This window comes from Verrucomicrobiota bacterium (assembly GCA_016871535.1).
Lineage (GTDB): Bacteria > Verrucomicrobiota > Verrucomicrobiia > Limisphaerales > SIBE01 > VHCZ01.
In genome coordinates this window covers 1-22113 of the sequence record VHCZ01000060.1, presented here as the reverse complement: position 1 = coordinate 22113, position 22113 = coordinate 1, and the positions used below count along the sequence as shown (strand labels likewise).

Annotated in this window: 22 protein-coding genes; 6 read left to right on the top strand and 16 right to left on the bottom strand. The window is 59.2% G+C overall.

Going from position 1 to position 22113, the window contains the following annotated elements; translation table 11 throughout:
- Nucleotides 1-61: 61 nt before the first annotated feature.
- The 13 genes from FJ398_10450 to FJ398_10390 all read right to left on the bottom strand — a co-directional run bounded on the left by FJ398_10450 (nucleotide 62) and on the right by FJ398_10390 (nucleotide 11744).
- The gene (locus FJ398_10450) at nucleotides 62-679 is read right to left on the bottom strand and encodes a 50S ribosomal protein L9 (protein ID MBM3838367.1); all 618 of its coding nucleotides are present in this window, start codon (nucleotides 677-679) and stop codon (nucleotides 62-64) included.
- Nucleotides 680-736: 57 nt separating this feature from the next.
- Nucleotides 737-1195 (bottom strand): single-stranded DNA-binding protein, encoded by a 459-nt coding sequence (gene ssb, locus FJ398_10445; GenBank protein MBM3838366.1) that lies wholly within the window; start codon nucleotides 1193-1195, stop codon nucleotides 737-739.
- Nucleotides 1196-1207: 12 nt separating this feature from the next.
- Complete coding sequence (locus tag FJ398_10440; GenBank protein MBM3838365.1) at nucleotides 1208-1516, bottom strand: 30S ribosomal protein S6; 309 nt, start codon at nucleotides 1514-1516, stop codon at nucleotides 1208-1210.
- Nucleotides 1517-2122 carry an aminoacyl-tRNA hydrolase gene (locus tag FJ398_10435; protein ID MBM3838364.1) on the bottom strand — a complete coding sequence of 202 codons (606 nt, stop codon included), beginning with the start codon at nucleotides 2120-2122 and terminating at the stop codon, nucleotides 1517-1519.
- A gap of 48 nt (nucleotides 2123-2170) precedes the next feature.
- Nucleotides 2171-2956 carry a 50S ribosomal protein L25 gene (locus FJ398_10430; protein ID MBM3838363.1) on the bottom strand — a complete coding sequence of 262 codons (786 nt, stop codon included), beginning with the start codon at nucleotides 2954-2956 and terminating at the stop codon, nucleotides 2171-2173.
- A 33-nt stretch (nucleotides 2957-2989) separates the two neighbouring features.
- A complete protein-coding gene (locus FJ398_10425) occupies nucleotides 2990-3934 on the bottom strand; it encodes a ribose-phosphate pyrophosphokinase (GenBank protein MBM3838362.1) in 945 nt (314 codons plus the stop codon).
- Between the two features lie 123 nt (nucleotides 3935-4057).
- Nucleotides 4058-4918 (bottom strand): serine/threonine protein kinase, encoded by an 861-nt coding sequence (locus FJ398_10420; GenBank protein MBM3838361.1) that lies wholly within the window; start codon nucleotides 4916-4918, stop codon nucleotides 4058-4060.
- A gap of 244 nt (nucleotides 4919-5162) precedes the next feature.
- On the bottom strand, nucleotides 5163-6428 hold the full coding sequence (locus FJ398_10415; GenBank protein ID MBM3838360.1) for a selenocysteine synthase: 1266 nt from the start codon (nucleotides 6426-6428) through the stop codon (nucleotides 5163-5165).
- A 186-nt stretch (nucleotides 6429-6614) separates the two neighbouring features.
- A complete protein-coding gene (locus tag FJ398_10410) occupies nucleotides 6615-7904 on the bottom strand; it encodes a hypothetical protein (protein ID MBM3838359.1) in 1290 nt (429 codons plus the stop codon).
- Nucleotides 7905-8092: 188 nt separating this feature from the next.
- Entirely contained in the window at nucleotides 8093-9331 is a 1239-nt protein-coding gene (locus FJ398_10405; protein ID MBM3838358.1) for an amidohydrolase/deacetylase family metallohydrolase, read from the bottom strand.
- 224 nt (nucleotides 9332-9555) lie between these two features.
- Nucleotides 9556-9837, bottom strand: a complete 282-nt coding sequence (locus tag FJ398_10400; protein ID MBM3838357.1) for an AbrB/MazE/SpoVT family DNA-binding domain-containing protein — start codon at nucleotides 9835-9837, stop codon at nucleotides 9556-9558.
- Between the two features lie 81 nt (nucleotides 9838-9918).
- The gene (locus tag FJ398_10395) at nucleotides 9919-10293 is read right to left on the bottom strand and encodes a hypothetical protein (protein ID MBM3838356.1); all 375 of its coding nucleotides are present in this window, start codon (nucleotides 10291-10293) and stop codon (nucleotides 9919-9921) included.
- Nucleotides 10294-10511: 218 nt separating this feature from the next.
- Nucleotides 10512-11744 (bottom strand): hypothetical protein, encoded by a 1233-nt coding sequence (locus FJ398_10390; protein MBM3838355.1) that lies wholly within the window; start codon nucleotides 11742-11744, stop codon nucleotides 10512-10514.
- Between the two features lie 209 nt (nucleotides 11745-11953).
- Here FJ398_10390 and FJ398_10385 point away from each other — a divergent pair, with 209 nt between their 5' ends.
- On the top strand, nucleotides 11954-13309 hold the full coding sequence (locus FJ398_10385) for an MFS transporter (protein MBM3838354.1): 1356 nt from the start codon (nucleotides 11954-11956) through the stop codon (nucleotides 13307-13309).
- 71 nt (nucleotides 13310-13380) lie between these two features.
- Nucleotides 13381-15516: a c-type cytochrome gene (locus FJ398_10380; GenBank protein MBM3838353.1), complete on the top strand. Its 2136-nt coding sequence runs from the start codon at nucleotides 13381-13383 to the stop codon at nucleotides 15514-15516.
- A gap of 97 nt (nucleotides 15517-15613) precedes the next feature.
- Here the strand turns inward: FJ398_10380 and FJ398_10375 are convergent, their stop codons facing one another.
- Together FJ398_10375 and FJ398_10370 are read right to left on the bottom strand one after the other, a co-directional pair.
- On the bottom strand, nucleotides 15614-15967 hold the full coding sequence (locus FJ398_10375) for a PIN domain-containing protein (GenBank protein MBM3838352.1): 354 nt from the start codon (nucleotides 15965-15967) through the stop codon (nucleotides 15614-15616).
- A 35-nt stretch (nucleotides 15968-16002) separates the two neighbouring features.
- Entirely contained in the window at nucleotides 16003-16323 is a 321-nt protein-coding gene (locus FJ398_10370) for a hypothetical protein (protein MBM3838351.1), read from the bottom strand.
- A gap of 177 nt (nucleotides 16324-16500) precedes the next feature.
- Between FJ398_10370 and FJ398_10365 the strand changes: the two genes are divergently transcribed.
- Nucleotides 16501-16953 (top strand): carbon monoxide dehydrogenase subunit G, encoded by a 453-nt coding sequence (locus tag FJ398_10365; GenBank protein MBM3838350.1) that lies wholly within the window; start codon nucleotides 16501-16503, stop codon nucleotides 16951-16953.
- Between the two features lie 111 nt (nucleotides 16954-17064).
- Here FJ398_10365 and FJ398_10360 read toward each other — a convergent pair whose 3' ends face one another.
- Complete coding sequence (locus FJ398_10360; GenBank protein MBM3838349.1) at nucleotides 17065-17514, bottom strand: hypothetical protein; 450 nt, start codon at nucleotides 17512-17514, stop codon at nucleotides 17065-17067.
- Between the two features lie 462 nt (nucleotides 17515-17976).
- On the opposite strand from FJ398_10360, the gene FJ398_10355 reads away from it, so the two are divergent.
- From FJ398_10355 to phoU, 3 genes are all read left to right on the top strand, one after another.
- Nucleotides 17977-18297, top strand: a complete 321-nt coding sequence (locus FJ398_10355) for a ferredoxin family protein (GenBank protein ID MBM3838348.1) — start codon at nucleotides 17977-17979, stop codon at nucleotides 18295-18297.
- 710 nt (nucleotides 18298-19007) lie between these two features.
- Nucleotides 19008-20576, top strand: a complete 1569-nt coding sequence (locus FJ398_10350; protein MBM3838347.1) for a porin — start codon at nucleotides 19008-19010, stop codon at nucleotides 20574-20576.
- 2 nt (nucleotides 20577-20578) lie between these two features.
- Nucleotides 20579-21685 (top strand): phosphate signaling complex protein PhoU, encoded by a 1107-nt coding sequence (gene phoU / locus FJ398_10345; GenBank protein ID MBM3838346.1) that lies wholly within the window; start codon nucleotides 20579-20581, stop codon nucleotides 21683-21685.
- Nucleotides 21686-22113 lie beyond the last annotated feature (428 nt).

The following is a 22113-nucleotide window of genomic DNA, read 5'->3' as shown; positions in this document are numbered from 1 at the left end:
GGCTCAGGAGTCGTGACCCGGAGGAACAATCCGGCTAAACCAGACTGCCACCACTCTGGCATCACGAAGCCGTGCGGGCTTTCTCAGGTTTTGCGCCTCGCGGTGGCCGATCCGTGCGCTCGCGTTTGCCTTCGCCTTTCGTGGCAGAGGCTTTCTCCGTCCCCGGCTTCGCGGCTGCGGACTCCTTTGCCGGTGCGGCTGCGGCGGGCGGAGTGGGCAGCGGCGTCGAACTCTCGACGCGGACTTTCAGAGTCGTGGTGACATCCGCATGCAAACGCAGTTCCACCTCGTAATCGCCGAGCTTCTTGATCGGCTGAGGCAGATGAATCTTTCTCTTATCGACCGCGGCCTCGAACTGATGCTTGAGTTCGTCCGCGATGGTCCCGGCCGTGACCGAACCGAACATTTTCCCGTCTTCGCCCGTTTTGACAGCGAGGACGAGTGTCAACTTGGAGAGGCTCTGGCTCAACTCCGTCATGCTGTTCAAATCATGGGCTTCGCGTTCCGCGCGGCGCTGGCGCAAGACCTCCAGGCGGCGCTTGTTAGCCCCGGTTAGCGGAATGGCGAGTCCTTGCGGGAACAAATAATTGCGGGCGAAGCCGGCGGCGACCTTGACCTGGTCGGATTCAGCCCCCAGCCCGATTACGTTGTGTGTCAGGATAACTTGTGTCTTCGGCATAAAACGGACGAATGGTTGAGCGCGCCGCCTTCAGCAAAGCAGCGCGGCGAGCGTGGCTCAGAATGGAACATCGTCTTCCTCTGGCGGCGTTTCTCCCTCTGCGGCGGGCGTTGTGGCCGCGGCCGGCGAGGCCGGCGGGCGGCTTCGGGGCGCCTCCGGGTTTCCGGGTTCGCGGTTGCTGCGCGAATCGAGAAATTGAAACGCTTCCAGGACGACGCCGAGTTTGCTTCGTTTTTGATTGGTTTGTTTGTCCTCCCAGGTTTCCAGGCGCAAGCGGCCTTCCACCATGAGCGGACTGCCCTTCTTCATGTATTGGCCCAGGGTCTCGGCTTGTTTTCCAAAGGCGTCGATGTCCACGAAAGTCACTTCTTCCTTCAACTCGCCGGAAGCCGAATCCCGCCAGGACCGATTGACGGCCAGTCCGAGCTTGGCAATGGCCAGGCCTTTCGGGGTGTAGCGCAACTCGGGATCACGGGTCAGATTCCCGATCAAAATCACTTTGTTGTAGCCCGCCATAAGGTGATGGGGTCAGGCGGCGGCCTTCTTGGGCGCGGGCGCCGAGGTGAAGACAACGCGGAACACCTCTTCATTGAGGGCGAACCGGCTGCGGAGCGAGGCGAGGGCGGACGGCTGGCTCTCGAAAATCACGTTCACGTAGAATCCGGAGCTGAGTTTCTTGTCCGCCACCCGCGCGAACGGACGTTTGTCCATCTTTTGCACGGTTTCGACTTTGCCGCCCGCAGCGGCGATTTCGGCGGAGATCTTATCGATCGTCTCTTTGATGCCTTCTTCCCGTCCGGCGGTATTCAGTATGAACAAGCCTTCGTATTTTTTCACTTAACTTTCCTTTGCGGATGGAGCTTCGACGGCTCCGTTAAAATCATTCATTGCCTTCTGCGCACCGACCATGACCCAGCATTCCATCTGGAGAACGGCGCGTTCCAGCACCAGTCCCAACAACTTCGTTTCTTCTCGCCGAAATCTCCCCAGCACGTGATCGGTGATCTCACGGACGCCATCTGTCCGCCGGCCTACCCCGATCCTCAACCGCGCGTATCCCCGCGTGGCCAAGTGCTGCTCAACCGATTCCAGACCGTGATGCCCGCCGGTGCTGCCGCGCGTCCGCATCCGAATCTCGCCCAGCGGCAAATCGGCGTCGTCCACGACGACCAGCAGCCGGCTGACAGGAACCTTGAAGTAATCCGCCAGCGCCCGGACCGCCGTGCCGCTGCCATTCATGAAGGTCTGCGGCTGACCGAGCAACAGTTTCCGATCTTCAAGTTCCGCGCGCGCCAGGCGAGACTGAAATCGGTCTTGCGCCTGCCAGCTTGCGCCCAACCGAGCGGCAAACCGATCCAGTGCCATGAAGCCGACGTTGTGTCGCGTTTCGGCATATTCGGCTCCCGGATTTCCCAATCCCGCGATGAGATACATGTTCTCCATTCATGGGAGCCCGTGGCGTGCTCGGCCGGCTGTCTCCGGTCCGCCGGATTACTTTTTCTTCTCCGGCTTCTTTTCGCCTTTGTCGGCAGCTTTCTCCGCGCCTTTGTCGGCGGCCTTCTCCGGCGCTTTCGCTGCGCCTTTGTCCGCGGCCTTCTCGGCCCCCTTTTCCCCGGGCGCGGCTGCCCCTTCTTCCTTCTTTTCGCGGATCATTTCGGGTTCGCCCGGTGCTGCCGCTGCGGCAGCCTCTTCGGCCGCTTCCTGGGCCTCGGTCTTCGGCATGGCGACGGAGAGCACGACGATTTTCTTGTCGCCCAAAATCTCGGCGTTTTCCGGCGGCTTAATCTCGCCGATGTGAATGGAGTGGCCGACTTCGAGGTGGGATACATCCACCGTGATGACTTCCGGAAGGTCTTTGGGGAGAGCGCGGACTTTGAGGCGGAAGAGGACGTGTTCAAGGACTCCGCCGCCGGTCTTCACGCCTGCGGCCTCGCCGACGGTTTCCACGGGAACCAGGACAGTGACCTTCTCGTTCTCAACAACTTCATGGAGGTCAAGGTGGAGGACTTTTCCGCTCAACGGATGGTGTTGAACTTCCTGCACAAGCGCCAGGCGCCGGGCTTTGGAGTCATTCTCGACTGACAGGTCGAGCAGAATGTTTTCCGAAGCCGAGTGGTGGATCAAGTCTTCGAGATCCTTCTGATTGATCTCGAGGTTTTGCGGCGGATTATGGCGCCCGTAAATGACCGCCGGGACGCGCGAACTGGCCCGGACTTTCTTCAAGCCGGCCCGCCGCGTTAACGAGCGAGGATACGCTGTCAATGATACAGATTTCATGCTTCAAACCTTCAAACCAGGGCGCCGCAAAACTCAGTCCGTGCGCCCGCCCTTGAACTCAAAGAGCGAAGTCACGGACGAATTCGTATTGATTCGCTTCATGGCTTCGCCCAACAAACCGGCCACGGATAACGTGGTAATCCTGATTCCGTCAAAAACAGGGCGCAGAACAGTATCAGTCGTTATCAACTCGTCAATATTAGAATTTCGGAGCCGTTTGACCCCCAGATCATTTAAGATCGCGTGAGAAACACAGGCCAGAATCCGCTTGGCCCCCTTGCGCTTGAGCAACGCCGCTGCCGCCGTCAGTGTGCCCGCCGTTTCGGTCAAATCATCCACCAGGAGAATCGTCTTGCCGCGGATTTCCCCGATAACGGTCATGGCTTCGATGTCCGTGGCGTTTTTCCGGCGCTTCGCCACGATAGCCAACCCCGCTTCCAGGACCTGAGAATAAGCGTGCGCCATCTTCAGCCCGCCTACGTCCGGACTGACGACGACCAATTCCGGCAACTGCTTGGCCTTCAGGTATTCGTACATGACCGGCGCCGCGTATAAGTGGTCCACCGGGATGTCGAAAAACCCCTGAATCTGCTGCGCGTGCAGGTCCATGGTCAGAATCCGGTTCGCCCCGGCGGCGACGAGCAGGTTCGCCACGAGCTTGGCGGTAATCGGAACGCGGGGTTGATCTTTCCGATCCTGCCGGGCGTAGCCATAAAACGGGAGCACCGCAGTGATTCGAGAAGCGCTGGCCCGGCGCAGCGCGTCCATTATGATGAACAACTCCATCAAGTGATGGTTTGTCGGCGGAGACGAGGATTGCACGATGAAAACATCTTCGCCTCGAACGTTCTCTTCGATCTTCACGAACGTCTCGCCATCGGGAAAGGCGCTGACGGTGCATTTTCCGAGTTCGAGGCCGATCGACGCCGCGATGGCCTTGGCCAATGGCAGATTGGAAGTCCCGCTAAAAATCTTCACAAATTGGTTTGGAGTTCTGGGTGCCTAAAACAAAAAACCACCGTTCAGGTGGATCGCCAGCAGTAAAAGCTGGGGACGGACTCTAACAACGACCCGCCAGGGCGCAAGCGGAATCTCGTTCACTCAGAGATACAGCGCCGCCTGGACGTCGCGGACCAGCACGCTCATGAAGGGGTAGCGCTTGTCGGGATCACGTTCGAGGCATTTGAGAATGGTCTTTTCGAGCGCGGCTGGGATGTCCGCATTCAGCTCCCGAGGCGAGGCGAAATCGAGCGACCGGTCCAATTGTTTGCGAAGAATCTCGTCCGGCGTTTCGCCAAGGAACGGCTTTCGCCCGGTCAACAGTTCGTACGCGGAAACGCCGTAAGCGAAAATATCCACGCGATGATCGAACGGCTGGCGCAAGAGTTGTTCCGGCGCCATGTACGCCGGAGTGCCGGGATTATTGGCGCTCTTGCGCGGCTTGTCTGGCTTGGGCTGGGCGAGATCGAAATCCACCAGGCGCACGCTGGCATTGCGCGTGACCAGCACGTTTTCCGGTTTGAAATCCAGGTGCATGAACCCGCAGTCCTGCACGTGTTCCAGGGCCAGCGCCGAATCGATCAGAATGTTCGCGACGTTCTCCGCCAGAATGGGATCGTCGCGCGCGAAAAGCTGCTTCAGGTTTGAGGCCTCGACATACTCCATCAGGAGGTAATGGGAGCCGTTGATCTTGCCGTGCCCGACGTAGCCGATGACGCACTCGTGGTGGTGAATCTGGGCGAGGACCTGGCAGCCGCGGAGGAACCGTTTCTTCTCGGTGAAGTTGAAGAGCGACGAATTCCGGAGGCGCCGGAGCGAGTAGGTTTGCCCCTTTTGGTCCGTCGCCAGCCAGATGTCCGCCATGCCGCCGCTGGCGATCAACTCTTGGAGATAGTATGGCCCGAACTGGGTTGGTTTCTCCCAACCTTTGGCGTCCATGTTGTTCGGTGAATCCGATTGCATTGCCCGGTGGCCGTTGCGTGTTTACCAAGTCTGCACATCCCATGCCACTTCGAAGTCAGGGCGAAGAGAAAAAACGTGAAATCCTGGGCTTCGCCGGGTTCCGCAAGCTCGCAGCGCAGCCGTCTCGGCTGCAGGCTCGGAAGGCGTCTCGCCGTTCGACTGAAAAACGGGGCGGGACGCCCCTAACTCGCAGGCGAGATCGCCTGCGCTACTTCAAATGAATGGCGGGGCTTTCGCTTCACGGTCAAAGCGGTCGCGGAGACCGCGCGATTTCCAGAACCTCCCGCAAGCGTTTCGCCACGATGCGGTGCTCACCGGGCTGCAGCATCCAGACGCTCAACTCGATCATGGGCGGGTCGCCGGCCGAGGGGCGCACTTCGATCCTTGGCTCGCTCTCGCGCAGCCGTTTCAAGATGTCCGAGCCTTTTTCGGAAATCACTTGCTTGTCCCATGTGATCCGAAGGTGGGGTGATTCGTTGGCGATCTCCGGCACGAACGCCTCCGTCTTCACGCCGCGCAGATTCTTCAAGACATTGGCAATGTGCCGGACGCGCATTTCCCATTCGCGCCATTCGGCTTTGTGGTCGCGCTTCAGATACGACTCCAGGGCCGTGAGCAGCCCCACGATTTCTTCTTTGCCGACCTTGGCCGCGCGTCCGATGGTGTCGGAATGCGGGGAGCCATTCAAGAAGGCCGCTTCAATCAGATCGCGGCGGCCGAGCAGCAAGCCGGAACATTGCGGCCCGCGCAAGCCTTTGCCGCCGCTGAACGTCACCAGATCGAATCCCAGGCGGACGTATTCGGACAAGCGCGCCGGCGGCGGAACGTCTGCGGCCGCGTCATTGAACGTCGGGACACCCGCCTTTTTGCCAATCTCGACAAACTCCTTGCGCCGCACCTGGCCTTTGTTCTCGGCGTTGTTGAGGAAAAGCATCATTGCGGTCTTCGGATTGATCGCGGACTCGAGTTGCGGGCGCGTCTCGACCTCGATGAGCTGTATGCCGACGGCGCGCACGGCGTGGTCATAGGCGAATCGGTGGGATTTTTGAATGATCACCTCGTTCTTCATTCCGGCGGTGTCTGGGAGCCGTCGGATTTTGTCCTGATCTTTGCCGGCGACGCACGCCGCCGTTCCAAGTGTGAGCGCCGCCGCCGCGCCCGCAGTGACCAACGCCGCCTCGCAACCGAGCAGATCCGAGATGCGCTTGCTCACTGCTTGCTGAAGCTCAGGAATGGACACGTGGGCTCGCGCCGCCTCTTCCATAGCCTGGACCACTTCGCGTGGCATGAGCGACGCGCTGAGCGTCGTGAAGGTTCCCGCCGCATTGATCAACGGACGAACGCCGAGTTGTTCGTAAATGTTCTTGCCGGCTTTGGCGGCCTTCATCGGCGTGTAAGCTGTCTGCGCCGCCCAGGAATTGCGAACCGAAAACATCCCGGCCATCCAGGAAGCCAAACCCGCCGTATTGACAAACTGCCGTCGGGTCCAATGCGAAGATAGGTTGCTCATATTAATCCTTCACTCTCCACAACTTGATTAGATACCACTCGAAGAAGGCCTCGGTTGTTCCGGTCTTCTTCTTTCTTTAGCACGACGGTTCCTGTGGGCACGAACCGACCTTACCACAACTCGCCTAGCCAGTCACCGTGGTTGTGTTGTGCTGATCTTGGTGATCTCCGAGAGGTTCCTTACGCCTCACCGCGCGTTGATCCGATTCGTCGAAATGACTTCGGGCCGGGCCAGAAACTCGAAGTAGCGGGTCCGGTGCAGGGCGAGTGTAAAGTCCAGACTCTGGACACTGGCATTCACGCGGAGGGAGAAGGTGCGCTCGCTTTGACTCACGAACGAGTTCGCCAATTCGGCCTCTTGGCCCTGATCATCGACGGCTTTGACAAGGGTGATTTCGTAATCGGGTCGGCCTGGCTTCACTCGAAAGTTAAAGTGGCGGTCGCCAGGCAGTCCTGGTCTTCGCGCTTGTCCGGTGTATTGCAGCACGGCGCCTTGCAGGTTCGTCTCCAGAACGCCTTCCGTGCTGTTAGTTCCTGAGAGGGCCACGCCCCGCAAGTTCCAGATTTCCGACGCCCCAAAGTTGGACCGCTGCGAAAACCCGACGCGCAGTTTCCAGGCAGACTCGGCAGGCCAAGGATGCGGTTGCAACTCCCCGAACTCCACCTCTGGCTCCGGCGAACTGCTCCACAGGCTCGCAATCACGTTGCCCGTCGCGTCGCGTGCCTCCACGCTGGCGATTTCCCATTCGCGCGTCGGACTGCCATTGCGCGCGACCCGAAAACCGGCGCGTGTCTGGGACACGGTTGGATTCCGCGCCGGCCTCCAATTGTTGGCGCCGCGACCAACTCCCGCGGTCAGATCGAAGAGGGTCACCGAGAGGTCACCCTCGATTGCGGTCTGAGGCAAGGGCCGGGCCGCCCACTGGGGATAGTTGCCCGGAGTTGGATTGCGCACGAAGAATTCACCAATCAGATCAGCCTCCGGATATCGCGGTCCGGGTTCGTAAATCTGCAGCCGAAAGGTTCCCTCCCGTCGCGGCCAGAATTCGCTGGCCCAACCTTCCACGCAGTTGCCGGGCGGCCCCACGCGCATCATGGAATAGCCGCTGCTGATGCCAAAGCCGTCGGCGTCACACAAGACCAGTTGCGGATCGCCGCTCGCCAGCCCGTTGCCGCGGCGCTCCAGCCAGAACACAACGGAGGGCCGCGACACCTTCATCACGCTTCGCTTCACACCAAGTTTCTCAATGAGTTTGCGCGGCAGAAGCGAAACAACGCGCCTCCAGATTTGTTTCTCATAGTAAGAATGCTCTGTGCCGTAGGTCACCTGACGCAGAGTCATCGTCGTCCCGTCGGAAAATGTGACCGTGTGGCCGATGGATGTTTTGGGCGGCAGCAGAAAAAGCGCGATCCCTGCGATCAGGAACAGCGTAATCAGGGCGAACCAAACAAGCATCCGGATGGCAGGTCTCGTCATGGAAAGCTTTCTTGGCCTGCAGCCGTCTTTCATCACTTCCCATGAACCCGTCTCCCGGACCGTGGCCTTTAGGCCGCTTCAACGCTCGACTCCGGGGAGTGCGCGGAAGCAGCCTGAAGGCTGCGGTCCGCTCGGCTTCAGGTTCATGGGCCGTAAAGAGCGCTGCTCGATCGCGAAGCGCCGAGGAGTCAGTTTATGACTTTGTATTTTCCCGCGCGGCGCCAGTCCGGCCAGCTTAATCCGTTGGGATCCCATGCGACCTTTCCGCTGAACAGCGTCAGGACGCATTGCAGTCTTCGATGGCCCGTCATCTTCGCGTGGCCGGAATCGACGAAGCCGAATTCGCCGTTCTCGATCTTCAAGACCGCCACGTCCGCCGCCGCGCCGCCGCTCAGTGTTCCCAACTCGGTCCGGCGAATTTGCCGCGCAGGATTGATCGTGGAGCGCATGACGATTTCCGGGAGCGGCATTCCCAGATTCAGAAACTTGGACATGGTCGTGAGCATGCCGGCATCGGGGAGGAGCGCGCTGCGTTTGTGGTAATCCGTGCTGATCGAGTCCGGGACAAATCCTTGCTTGAGCGCGGGCACGGCGACGCGAAACCAAAAGCTGCTGTTCCCATGCCCCACGTCAAAAAGGACGCCACGGCGTCGCGCTTGCCGGGCAAAGTCTTGAACCTTTCCGTTTTCGTCGAGCAGCGGGATATGCTCCGCGTACATGTGCGTGTGAATATCGCCGGGCCGCATGTGTTTTAAGAGCAGATCTTCATAGCTCCGGCCCGGCACTTCGCGGAAATCGACCATGACCGGCGTCTGGCTCAACTTGCCCGCTTCGACCGCGCGATCTACCGCCGTCCAGCCAGGCTTCAGGAAGTGAGCGGTTTTCACGCCCACGATCAAATCGGGGAATCGTTTGATCATCGCGACGGCGGCCGCGGGGTCCATTTCGCTTTCATCCTGCTCGATTTTGCCCATCATGCCTGCGCCGACGATGTTCAAAAACGCGAGCACGCGGTTCGTGGACCGGTCGATGACCTTCTCTTTGAATTCAGGGAACGTTTTCCAACCCGAACTCCCGGCATCCACGACCGTGGTCACGCCATTGGGCAAGGCATACACATCCGGGACAACGCAGAGGTCCGGACCGCCGGCGAACACGTGAGCGTGAATATCGATCAAGCCGGGCGTGACGAAATAGCCCGCGACGTCCACAACCTTCTTCGACTCCGCAGCCGAAATAGATTTGGCGACGCGAGCGATCTTGCCAGAAGCGATCGCCAAGTCCATTCGCGCGTCCACCTTGTTGGCGGGATCAATCACATGGCCGCCCTTGAGCAAGAGATCGTAAGGAGGCGGTCCGGGACGAGATTGGATTGCGGCGCCATTGCGTCCGGCAGGACTCGCGGTCAAAAGGCCGCAGGACAGCATAATGAAAACAGCCGAAATCAATGCCAGCAACGAAAGGCAACTGTTGTCGGCCCTCCCGTAGAATTCATTCCTCCTCATGTTGCTTTGTTGTTGAGCACAGAAAGAAAGGCGCGGTCCTCGACGATGCGAATGCCAAATGGCCTTTCCAGTCGAAGCAAATCCTGGTCGCGGCTCACAATGTATTCCGCCTGGGCAGCCAAGGCACACTCGACGAACTTGAGGTGTCAATGACGGCTCGAATCTTTCTTTTTGCGCGCCCGGACCTTTTCAATCGCGGCCTCCACCTTCTTCCGAGTCTTGCCGGTCTCATCTTGCCCTGGTCCGCCGCCGGCGTCGATCACAGCGGACAATTCTTCGACAACCGGTGGATAAACCGGTGTGAGCAGAATGCTCTCGCCGGCCTCGGTCACTCGCAACACTGCACCGGGCTTGAGCCGCTTGCTTTTGCGGAAGGCTTCCGGAAGGACCACTTGGCCATTGGCGGCCAACCTCACCGTTGTCGTCATACGCCGAAGATTGTCTGAACCTGTTGCTCCGTCAATGAAATGACCGCGCACAAATGGGCTTTGCCCTGGCAGCCCTGCGGCTCAAACGGCACTGGAAGGAAAATGGGTTTTGAAGAATGCGTCTGCTTCGGCGTCCGGCATCGAGTTCCGGCGGGAATCCCAATCTTCCTCCAGTTGCCAGAGCACGGCCTTCACCGCCTGCGCCAGTCGGCGATGCGGAAACTCTGGATCCAGCACGGTCGTGAGCATAGCCCGAGTCGTTCGGATCATCCAGGGCTGAATTTGATCAGCGAGTTGCTGATCCTCGTCGGTGGGTGCCTGAAGATAGAAGCGTTGCCGGTACCACTTCCTAAAGACTTCACACTGCGAAAGCCATTGCTCGACGTACTGTGCGGCGATTCCCTCCAGACTGGGAGATTCAACTGATCGATCTGAAACAACCGGCGCGCGAATCATGGCATCATCCTGCCATTCTCAATCGAGCAAAACAAGCTGGAAGCTCGTAAAGGGCGAGAGGCCGTTTTAGGGCTTTAGCTTCTGGAGTTCCGCAGTTGCCTTTGCTGCGATGGGCTGTCCCTGCCAGGATCCTCTTGAAACCCCCTCTGTCTGAGCGTCACGAGAGAACAGGACATGAGGTCCCCCAGACACGTTGTCTGTATCCGGAAAAGCGGCACCTACTGAGAGGTTCGTGCGGCAGCAATCAAGGTAATCTCGACCTTCGCCGTGCCGACCAACTTTGAAATCGCGATGCACGTCCGGGCCGGCGGGTCCGTTTTGAAGAAGCTCCGATAGACTTCGTTCATTTTGGAATAGTCGCTGATGTCGGTGAGATAAACTTTCGCTTCGACGACGTCCGAGAAATCGCGTCCGCCCGCCTTGAGCACGGCGCCCAGGCCTTCCATCGCCGATTTCGTCTGCGCTTCAATGCCGTCGCCGGAACCGACCTTGCCCGCGGGATAGAGAAAGCCACCGGCCTGAATCGCCTGGCTGAAATTCGCGCTCGGCTTCACGCCTTCCGGCGTGATCGCTTTTTTGGCTTCGCGATGGGCGACGAAGGTGATTTCGACCGGAGTTTCTCCCGGGAGTGCAGCGACGCCGACCGTGGTTCGCGAAGGCGGATCGGCTTTGAAATAGCTGCGATAGACCTGATTCATCTTTTCGAAATTCCCCATGTCCGACAAAAAGACGTTCGCGGTCACCACATTCGAGAAATCCATTCCCGCCGCCTTGAGGATCGCGCCGCAGTTCTCCAGCGTCTGCTTCACGTGCGCTTCAATTGGGCCTTGGACGAGTTGGCCCGTCTTTGGATCGACGCTGCCCTGGCCGGACAGGTAAAGCGTGTCTCCGGCCATGACGCCCATGCTGTAGGGCGCGTTGACGATGGGTTTCAGGCCATCCGGGCGGATTACTTCGCGGCGGTTCCGCGACGCGATGAACGTGATCTCGACGTGTGAGTCGCCCGGCAGCGCTGGAACCGCGATCGTCGTGCGCGCGGGAGGATCGGATTTGAAATAAGTGCGATAGACATCGTTCATCCTGGAAAAGTTTTTGATGTCGGTCAGATAGACATTTGCCTTCACGACGTGCGAGAAGTCGAGGCCCGCGGCCTGGAGCACGGCGCCGAGATTCTCCAAGGCCTGTTTGACCTGGGCTTCGAAGCCTTCGGGGTGCTGTCCGGTTTTAGGATCGCGACTGCCCTGGCCTGCTTGAAACAGAACGTCGCCGACCATGACGCCGGGACTGATCAATCCTGGTCTGGCGGGCGCGGTCTCGGTTGCGGGTTGCCCAGGGCGCGCTGGACGAACCACCTTCTTTTCCTGCGCTTGCGCGCCGGGCGATGCGGTCAGCAAGGACAGAAATAGAGCGGCGACCGAGAGACTACGCAGGGGAATTTGCATTTTGGCCATGCGAGGAGGTTAACGAGAGGACAGGTCGGTCTCAAGGGTAATCCAGAAACGGGAGTATCCCCTCAATCAACGACGGTGGGGCGAGGCTCCTGCGGAGCTTTTCTTCGATGGCATTGGCTCGGCAGAAGTCCTCGCCCCACCTTTGCTGAGCGAATGCAAAACCAAAGACATCAGGTGACATTGAATCGCGTGAATCCTAATCTCCGCGCATGCACCCACCCCGCATCGGCTATTACCGCTGGGTTATCTGCGCGTTGCTGTTCTTTGCCGCGACGATCAATTACCTCGACCGCCAGGTGATCGGCATCTTGAAGCCGACGTTGGTGAAGGAATTCGATTGGCAGGACGAACGCATTTACGCGGCCATCGTTTTCAGCTTCCAGCTTGCCTACGCCATCGGTCTGCTGCTGGCCGGACGCGTGATGGACAAAATCGGCACGCGCCGCGGATTCACGATCGCCGTGGTGCTGTGGAGCGTCGCCGCAGTGGGCCACGCCGGAGCGGATTGGTTCCCAGCCTTGAAATTGCCGACCATCAATCTGGATGCCACCACAGGTTTGTCCGTCATCCTGCTGTCCGGAGCCGCGGCGGGCTTTGCCCTTGCGCGCTTCGCCCTCGGCATCGGAGAGGCGGGCAATTTCCCGGCCGCGATCAAGACCGTCGCGGAATGGTTCCCGAAAAAGGAGCGCGCGCTCGCCACGGGAATCTTCAACGCCGGCACAAACGTCGGCGCGTTGGTCACGCCGTTGGTCGTGCCGTGGATCACGCTGCAGTGGGGTTGGGCGTGGGCTTTCATCGCCACGGGGCTGACCGGTTTCCTGTGGGTCGCGTGGTGGCTCTGGATTTACCGGCCGCCGGGCGAGCACCCGCGTCTTTCCCCGGCCGAACTCGCCTACATTCACAGCGATCCCGTTGAGCCCACAAATCCCATCGCCTGGGCCAGGCTGTTTCCGCATCGGCAGACCTGGGCTTTCGCCGTGGGCAAGTTCATGACGGATCCCATTTGGTGGCTTTACCTTTTCTGGATTCCGGATTTTCTCAATCGCAACCACGGTCTGGATCTAAAATCCATCGGACTCCCGCTGGTGGTGATTTATCTGGTAGCGGACGTCGGCAGTATCGGCGGCGGTTGGATTTCCTCGGCGTTGATCAAGCGCGGTTGGAGCGTCAACGCCGCGCGCAAAACCGCGATGCTGATCTGCGCGCTGTCGGTCGTGCCGATCATTTTCGCCGCCGAAGCTTCGAGCCTTTGGGTGGCCGTGGCGCTGGTCTCGCTCGCTGCGGCTGCTCACCAAGGCTGGTCGGCGAACATGTTCACGCTCGCCTCGGATATGTTTCCGAAGCGCGCCGTCGGTTCGGTCGTCGGCATTGGCGGGATGGCGGGAGCGGTCGGCGGCATGTTGATCGCGCTCGTCGTCGGCGAGATTCTGCAGCGCACCGGCAGCTATGTGCCGATCTTCATCATCGCGGGTTCGGCTTATTTGGCGGCGCTCCTGGTGATTCATCTGATGGCACCGCGACTCGCAGCCGCGCCTGTGGATGCTGGACGCGTTGGTGAAGCGTAGATTCCTCGCCGTATCGGGTCACCACCCGACGCTTGATTTGCGGAAGCGGTGCCGTTTTCCTCAGGGGAATCATGAGCATCCCTTTCCGCTTGGCCGTCGCTTGGACCCTCTCCAGTGCCACTCTTTTTGCTGCCGACCAAAACTGGCCCGTCTATCTCGGCGACGCCGGCAGCACGCATTATTCGACGCTCAAACAAATCACGCGACGCAATGTCCAGCGGCTTGAAGTCGCCTGGACGTATCGCTCCGGGGACGGGCGCGCCGACAACCGTTCTCAAATCCAGTGCAATCCGCTCGTCATCGGCGGCGTGCTTTACGGGACGACCGCCGGTTTGAAACTCATCGCGCTCGACGCGGCGACCGGCAAAGAACTCTGGCGCTTCGATCCCTTCGCCGGAACGCGCAACGCGAACCCCATCGGCGTCAGCCGTGGCGTCGTCTATTGGGCCGACGGCACCGACAAGCGAATTCTGTTCACCGCGGATCATTTCCTCTACGCCGTCAACGCCGAATCGGGAAAGGTCATCGAGGGCTTCGGACAAAACGGCCGCGTCGATATTAAGGAGGGCCTCGGCCGCGATGCGAGCAAGTTGTCGCTGAATTCCACCACGCCGGGCGCGGTGTATCGTCATCTGCTTTTCATGCCGATGCGGGTTGGGGAAGGCCCCGGACCCGCCGCGCCGGGCCACATTCGCGCCTACGATATTCGCACCGGAAGAATCGTCTGGCGTTTCAACACCATTCCGCATCCGGGCGAGTTCGGATATGAGACCTGGCCGCCCGATGCGTGGGCTTACATCGGCGGGGCGAACGTCTGGACGGGCATGGCGGTGGACGAACGGCGGGGTTTGCTGTTCTGTCCGACGGGCTCGGCCGCGTTCGATTTCTGGGGCGGAAATCGCATCGGGCAAAATCTTTTCGCGAACTGCCTCCTGGCGCTCGACGCCAACACCGGGCAGCGCGTCTGGCATTTTCAATTCGTGCATCATGACCTCTGGGACCGCGATCTGCCCGCGCCGCCCAATCTGATCACCGTTCGGCGCAACGGCAAAAAGATCGACGCCGTCGCGCAGGTGACCAAGTCCGGGCACGTGTTCGTGTTCGACCGCGAAACGGGCGGACCGTTGTTCCCGATCGCAGAGCGGCGCGTGCCGCCCTCCGATTTGCAGGGCGAATCCGCCTGGCCGACGCAACCGGTGCCGCTCAAGCCCGCCCCGTTCTCGCGCCAATTGTTCACGGCGAATGAGCTCACGGACATTTCGCCCGAATCGCACCGCGCCGCATTGGAGACGTTCGTCAAAGTGCGTCCCCACACGCCGTTCATGCCGCCCAGCAAGGAAGGCACGATTATTCTTCCCGGCTTCGACGGCGGCGCGGAGTGGGGCGGCGCCGCGGTCGATCCGGACGGCGTCCTGTATGTGAACGGCAACGAAATGCCCTGGATTCTCACGATGGTTGAAACGCGCCGGACGGGGAGCGGAGGATCGGCCAGCGGCGAACAGATTTACATGCAGATCTGCGCCGCGTGCCACGGCCTCAAACGCGAAGGCAACGCCGCGCAAAACGTGCCGACGCTCGTGGGCGTGGAGAAGAAGTTGAAGCCGGATGAAATCCTCAAATTGCTCGACACCGGCAAAGGCGTGATGCCGTCGTTCGCGTTCCTTTCGCCGGAGCAGAAGAAATCGGTCGCGGACTTATTGTTGGGTGGAACGGCAAACGCTCCGGTGTCCGGCCGCAGCGAGGAGTTGTCCGGCCAGGATGTGCTGGGGCGGGTTCCGTACGGGCACACCGGCTACAATCGCTGGCTCGACACGAATGGCTATCCGGTTTTGAAGCCGCCCTGGGGCACCCTCAACGCCATCGACCTGAATACCGGCGAATACAAATGGCGCGTGCCGCTGGGCGAAGTCCCCGAATTGATCGCGCAAAGCATCCCGCTGACCGGCACGGAGAACTACGGCGGACCGGTGGTCACCGCCGGAGGATTGGTTTTCATCGCGGCCAGCAGGGATGAAATGATCCGCGCGTTCGACCGCCGCACCGGCAAGATTCTCTGGCGGGCGAAGCTGCCTGCCGGCGGATACGCAACTCCGGCGACCTACATGGTGAACGGGCGGCAGCACGTCGTGATCGCGTGCGGCGGGGGAAAAATGGGAACCAAGAGCGGCGACGCCTACGTGGCCTTCGCGCTGCCGTCGCACAGGTGACGGTGCTCATCAGAATTCATGTCAGTCTGTGCTCACTTGAACCGGAGGCTGCTTTAGCGTGGCCCACTCAGATCGGCCAGACGGCCGCCAAAACCGGTCAGTTGGAGACAACCCCAACACTCGCCTGGGCTGGATCATCCGGACAGTACACCGTGATTCCGCCGGCTCGTTCAAAATCTCCGTCTGCCGAGGCCAATTGGGAGATTCCGTACAGCCTCATGCAGGCAACGACCATGGAATCATTGGTGAGCAAGTGAGTGGAGGAACGCTCATCCTGCGCACGGCTGAGGACTGACTCTTCGGTTGCGAGAAACAGTAGATTCAGGGATAGGATTCTCTCCGGATTTCGCCAATATTCAGTCAGCGTCGAAATAACGCTGAACTTGCTCCGAAGCCCTTTCACATCATTTATGGACTTGATATGTCCGTTTGAGTAGGCCTCAGCGAGCATGAACCGATGAGTGGCTTCGTTGATAGGTTGTCATGTCAATCCGTTTCCAACTCTAGAATCTCCAAAACTCGTGTTTGATCTTCTGCCAATTCTTGAGCGAGTTCCTCCAATCGAACGCACCCCCCAAAAGTCCGCGTCATCCGAAGAAAGAGCGTATCCACATAACTGGCCGACAAATCAACAACGCAGGAGCTGTGATCGCCATAGACCGAATCCAGCTTCACGTCCCATTCTCGAAACGCTCGATAGAGAGCATGGACAAGAATCCCAGGTTGTCCCCACACCTGAAACAACGGTTCTCCATAAAAAGCGCGATATTCCAGAAACGCTAAGAGGACTTCCGCTTTCGTTCTCACAGACATAGGTCAGATTTACATCAGTCGATTCTCTCGGTCGCGACAGTCCGAAGCATGACACTGTTTGACTCTAGCTGAAACGGTTTTGGGGACTTTTCACTGCCACCACCACCACCACCAGTGCGGCGGATGCTTTCAATTGAAGGCGCGACCGGGATTTGGTAAACGTGCCGCCTCATGAATGTTCAGGGAACCTGCACTCTCTCGGCGCCGCCCGCCCGCGTGTTTGAAGCGTTGATCAATCCGTCAGTTCTCCAACGGGTCATCCCCGGCTGCGAGAAAATGGAGAAGACCGGAACCGACGAATACAACGCTCATCTCAAGCTTGGCATCGCGTCGGTCAAAGGGAGTTACGTCGGAAAGGTCAAACTGACCGACCAGCAGCCGCCGCACAAGTTCACGCTGCACATGGAAGGCAAAGGCGCCCCGGGTTTCGTCAAAGGCAGTTCGGTGATCGAACTGAAAGAAGAAGGCGGCGGAACCAAGCTGAGCTACACCGCAAACGTCCAGGTCGGCGGGCTGATCGCTGCGGTCGGTTCGCGCGTCGTGGAAGCGGCGGCGAAGAAACTGGCCGGGGAGTTTTTCCAGAAGTTTGCGGAAACCATCAAGCATCCTTCGCCGGGCTCGTGAGGGTTCGACTTGTCCGTTCCGATCATTTGGACTGACTTGGACTTCAGCGTCATCCGCCAGTTGCCAATCGCCGGACGCCTAACGCCTATTGGCTATTGGCTATTGGCTATTCTACGGTCTGGGTTTGTCCTGTTCCGAGAGCCGGAAGGTCGCGTCCGATTTCCAAGGAACTTCCTTCAGATTCACCACCAGCGTCCGCGGCAGCAATTCGATCTCGTGCCCGAACAACTCGAACGTCACGGTGCCGGGCAGAAAGGTCGTGTCGAGGAAGACGACTTTCCCAAAGGGCACGTTGGTGGCAGGCGAATCGAACACGACCGTGTTTGTGAGGTGGGATTGCGCCAGGCGCTCGCCCGCGAAAATGAAGGTGAGATTCGAGATGCCGAATTTCTCGTGCGCGATCGAAATGCTCGGCTCAGACTGCGCGTCCGTTTGAAACCGGACGCGCCAGGGACCATTCACGTTGCGCCGGTGCTCGATCCACGGGTAAGCGACCAGATAAAGCGCCAGCGCGATGGCAAAACCCAGACCCAAATGCTTGCCCAAACTGTCGCGTTTCATCAGCAGCGCCCCACTATCCGCGCTCCAGAATGATGTCGAAGCGGCCCGACTTGAAGACGACGGCGCCGGCTTTGTGTTCCTTGAGATTGGTCAATCCCCACGTGCCATCGCGCAAGAACTCGCGCCGGGTGTTTTGCCGGGTTGGATTTCGATTCGAGAATTTGTTTGCGGCCATACTGACTTCAATGGGTTTGCGGACAAATCGGTGCGAAGAGTCGGGATTCTCGACCTACAAGCCAAGGCGAAAGTTTTCCGCGATGTAACCCCTCAGAAGCTGTGAAAAAATTGGGAATTGCCAAAACGCACTGTTGGAACTCCTTGATAGCCAAAACGGCCGAGCCAATGCCCTCGAAGGAAAGCTTCGCAGTGGGGATACCCCCAGCCCAGCTTTCGTGTTGCAAATTCGATGCGTCCGATAAACCATCGCGGCGGATTTAATCGAAACCAAACCAAATTACTGTTATGGCTCACGTCGTCACCTCGAAATGCGATGGGTGCAAGTTTACCGATTGCGTTGAAGTTTGCCCGGTCGCCTGCTTCTACGAACTCGACAACCAGTTGGTGATCCATCCTGACGAATGCATCGATTGCACGGCGTGTGTGGCGGAATGTCCCGTGGAAGCGATCTACGCGGACAGCGCGGTGCCGGACGAATTCCAGGCGAGCACCGAATTCAACGCGACCGAATCCAAGCGCCTCAAGGAGGCCGGCCAGGCTGCCATTACCGCCAAGAAAGAGCCTTTGCCCACGGCCGAAAATCGCAAAGCCGACCTCGGCTACTGACGCCACGCGTCGGATTCCTTGGTTGTCATTCCAATCCGCGGGAGCATGGCTGCTCCAATCAGTGACGAAGGCCGCCGGTTCTTCGCTGCTTTCAGTGGCTAAAATACAAGGGAGAGGGCCCACTGCGATTGAATTAAGCCTGTGGAGTTCTCCTGCTCCTAATCTTAGAGCGTGTCCGAAAATTGCGCGGGGTCCTGCGGCGAGGGATTTTGGCTGTGGCCAAGGCGGCGAGGTCCGAGCATCCCCAACGCGGGCTGTAAGGACCGAGCCAACGCAGGCCACGGACAAAAGACCCGCCGCCCGGAGGGTTTTCGCGCCAAAGGCCGCCTGGCTTCGTTGCTCCTCAGTCGAAGATCCAGGGAGGATATTCTCCTTCGTCGCGCCTCGCCATCCGGCCTTTGGCGCGAAAACAGGACCCCGCGGAATTTTCGGACACGCTCTTAGTCCCAATCCTAATCCTAATCGTTCAGACCCAAGCGCTTTTTGGTATAAGAGTAAGATTAGGATTACGATTAAGATTAAGAATCACGCTGAAAGTCCTGATTTCTCCTTCGCGATCCCAGGCGGAAGATTTGTCACACAATCGTAACGCTTTTGCCATAAGCTCGCCATCAAGCCGGCCTACGTTTCAGATCGTGACGAGCCTTTCCGGGCTGATCCGAGTTTGAAAAAGCGGGCCGGGAAACACTCAGCACAACAGAAAGGGAACCATGCAACGAAAGCAGCTTCGTAAGTTGCTGGCCGGCGGCCTTGGTGAATCGGCTTCCGCCAGCTTCCTCAACCCGGCGCAAGCGCTATCCTCCGATACGCTCCTGTACAAACTGGTCGAGAAAGGAATTCTGACGCTCCTGACGCTCGGAGTCTTGAACTGCGGCCAAGGTGCGGCGTTCGCCCAGTCGGACACGCCGGCTGCGCAACGGCCGGACGCGGAGAGAATCGAGAAGCTGGAAAAGGCGGTCCAGCAGCTTCAAAAGCAAAACGAAGAGTTGATGCAGTTAATCAAGGAACTCAAAGGCAAGGCGCCCGCAGCCCCAGCTTCAGCCCAGAGCACTTCCCCCACCGCAACACCCAGGTCGGCGGAGTCGGCAAAGGCCGACGCCAAACTCAAATCCGGCGCGGACCTCCGTCTCTTCTGGAAGGAGGGACTGCAGTTCGAAGCCGGCGATGGGAAGACCTTCAAAGGAAGGTTCGGCGGCCGCATTCAATATGACATGGCGGTGTTCGACCAGGACGCCGCGACTGAGTCCGTGGTCGGTGATGCCTCGGCTTCGACAGAGTTTCGGCGAGTCCGTCTTTATACGAGCGGGGAGATCAATGCGGGCCTGCCGGTCATTTACAAGACTCAGATCGATTTCGCCGGATCGAGTTTGAAGTTCGCCGACGTGTACGTGGGGCTGAACCAGATTCCCTATGTCGGAACACTGCAAGTGGGCCAGATGTACGAGCCCTTCAGCCTCGAGCAGAATACCAGCGACAATTACATCACGCTTCTCGAACGGTCGTTGCCCATCGAAGCATTCTCTCCGGGCCGCAATGTCGGCGGTCTGTTTCGCAACACTCTCTTTAACGAACGCATGACGTGGTCCGCGGGCGTGTTTGTCGATGACAAGAACGACAAGGGCGATGGAGACAGTTTCGACAGCAACACGCACTTTATGGGCCGATTGACTGGTTTGCCCTGGTATGACGAGGCGTCCGGCGGGCGGCGCTACTGGCACCTGGGGGTCGGCGGCGGTCTCATCGATCCCGAGGACAATACCGTGCGCTTCCGCTCGCGGCCGGAAGCGCATCTGGCGCCGAATTACGTCGATACCGGCAACTTTGCGGCGACGGATGTTTATCTCTCGAATGTGGAGTCCGTCCTCACGTCTGGGCCGCTGTCGTTGCAGGGCGAATATTTCCAAACGTGGGCAGAAACGACCGGCGGGCTCGATCTTTCCTTTGATGGCTTCTATGTCTATGGAAGTTGGTTCCTGACCGGCGAGCATCGTCCCTATAAGAAGCGCGAGGGCATCATTGACCGCGTCAAACCACTCAGGAATTTCTCTTTCGGCAAGGAAGGATGGGGCGCGCTCGAACTGGCCGCGCGGTATTCACGGCTCGATCTGAATGATCAAGGCATCGCGGGCGGACGTCTGGCGGATTACACCGGAGGCCTCAACTGGTACTTCAACCCGAACGCGCGCCTGATGTTGAACTATATCTATTCGGACTTGGACCGGAATCGCACCGAAGGCCACGCGCACAGCTTCCAAACCCGGTTCCAGGTCGATTTCTAGCCGTGAACCCGCAACCTCATCTGGAAAAATCGCTCCAGCAGGACATCGATCGCATCCGCGGCAAGGTCCTGGAAATGGGCAGCCGTGCCGAGCGGGCACTCAAGGACGGTTTGCAGGCCCTGGTGGAAGGGAATCGGCAGCGCGCCTACGCCATCATCCTGCGCGATCAGTACATCGACGAACTGGAGAAAGAGATCGACCGCCTCTGTCTGGAGTTTCTGGTGCGACAACAGCCCGTGGCCGGTCACCTGCGGTTTGCTTACGCGACCATCAAAATCAACGCCGAATTGGAACGTATCGGGGATTACGCCGAAAGCATCGCGCGGCAGGTTTTGAAGCTCAGTTCGCTCGAAGTGCATCCTCCGCTGGAGAAATACGTCGAGATCGCCAACCTCTCCATTCCAATGCTTCACGACGCCGTTCAGTCGTTTCTGAATCAGAACGCCGAGTTGGCGCGCGCCAGCATGGCGGTCGAAGAGAAAGTCAACACCCTCCGCGACCAGATCAACGCGGACCTGTTGTATGCGGAGAAGACGGGCAAAATCGGCCTGGAAGCATTCTCGCCCTTGACGATGATCGCGCGCCGCTACGAACGCGTCTCGGACCAAGCCAAAAACATCTGCGAGGAAGTGCTCTACTTGTGCACGGGCGAGTACAGCAAACACACCGGCACGGAGATGTTTCGCATTCTGTTCGTGGACGACGACAACGCCTGCCGCAGCCAGATGGCCGAAGGCATTGCGAATTCGCTGGAGCGGACCGGGTTTCTGTTCAGCAGCGCGGGTCTGGAACCGCGGCCATTGGACCCGGCGGCGGTGAGTTTCCTGGCGGGCAAAGGGATCGATATTTCCCGGCACGTTCCCAAGTCCGTGCCGCAAATTCCCAATCTGGAGCATTACCAGGTCGTCATCGTGTTCGGCAGTGAAACCCGGCAATCCTTCAAGCCAGACAAAAGCAAAACCATCGTGCTGGAATGGCCGATCAGCGATCCCTTGGCCTTGCGCGGCACGCCCGAACAAATCCAGGCTGCTTACGAGAAGACGTTTCAACACCTCCGCGCGCAAATCACCGATCTCGTGGAGGCCATTCTTGGAGAACCGAACGATTAACGAAACGACCACACGACGTATGAAACATCCATCACCGTTACACAAGGGAACCCCTTTGAGCATCCTTCCCATGAACCGTTCCTCCGGACCGTGGCCTTCAGGCCGCTTCAGCGCTGGATTCCGGAGAGTGCGTGGAAGCAGCCTGAAGGCTGCGGTCCGCACAATCTCAGGTTCATGGGGCGAGAGCATGGTTCTGAAACCGTGGAAACTTCCCATGAACCCGGTAGGGACGGATTGCACTCCGTCCCTGACCTTGCTCAGCGATCGAAAAGGCCATTCCAGAGACGCGGTGGAACGCGTCCTTAGAGCGTGTCCGAAAATTGCGCGGGGTCCTGCGGCGAGGGATTTTGGCTGTGGCCAAGGCGGCGAGGTCCGAGCATCCCCAACGCGGGCTGTAAGGACCGAGCCAACGCAGGCCACGGACAAAA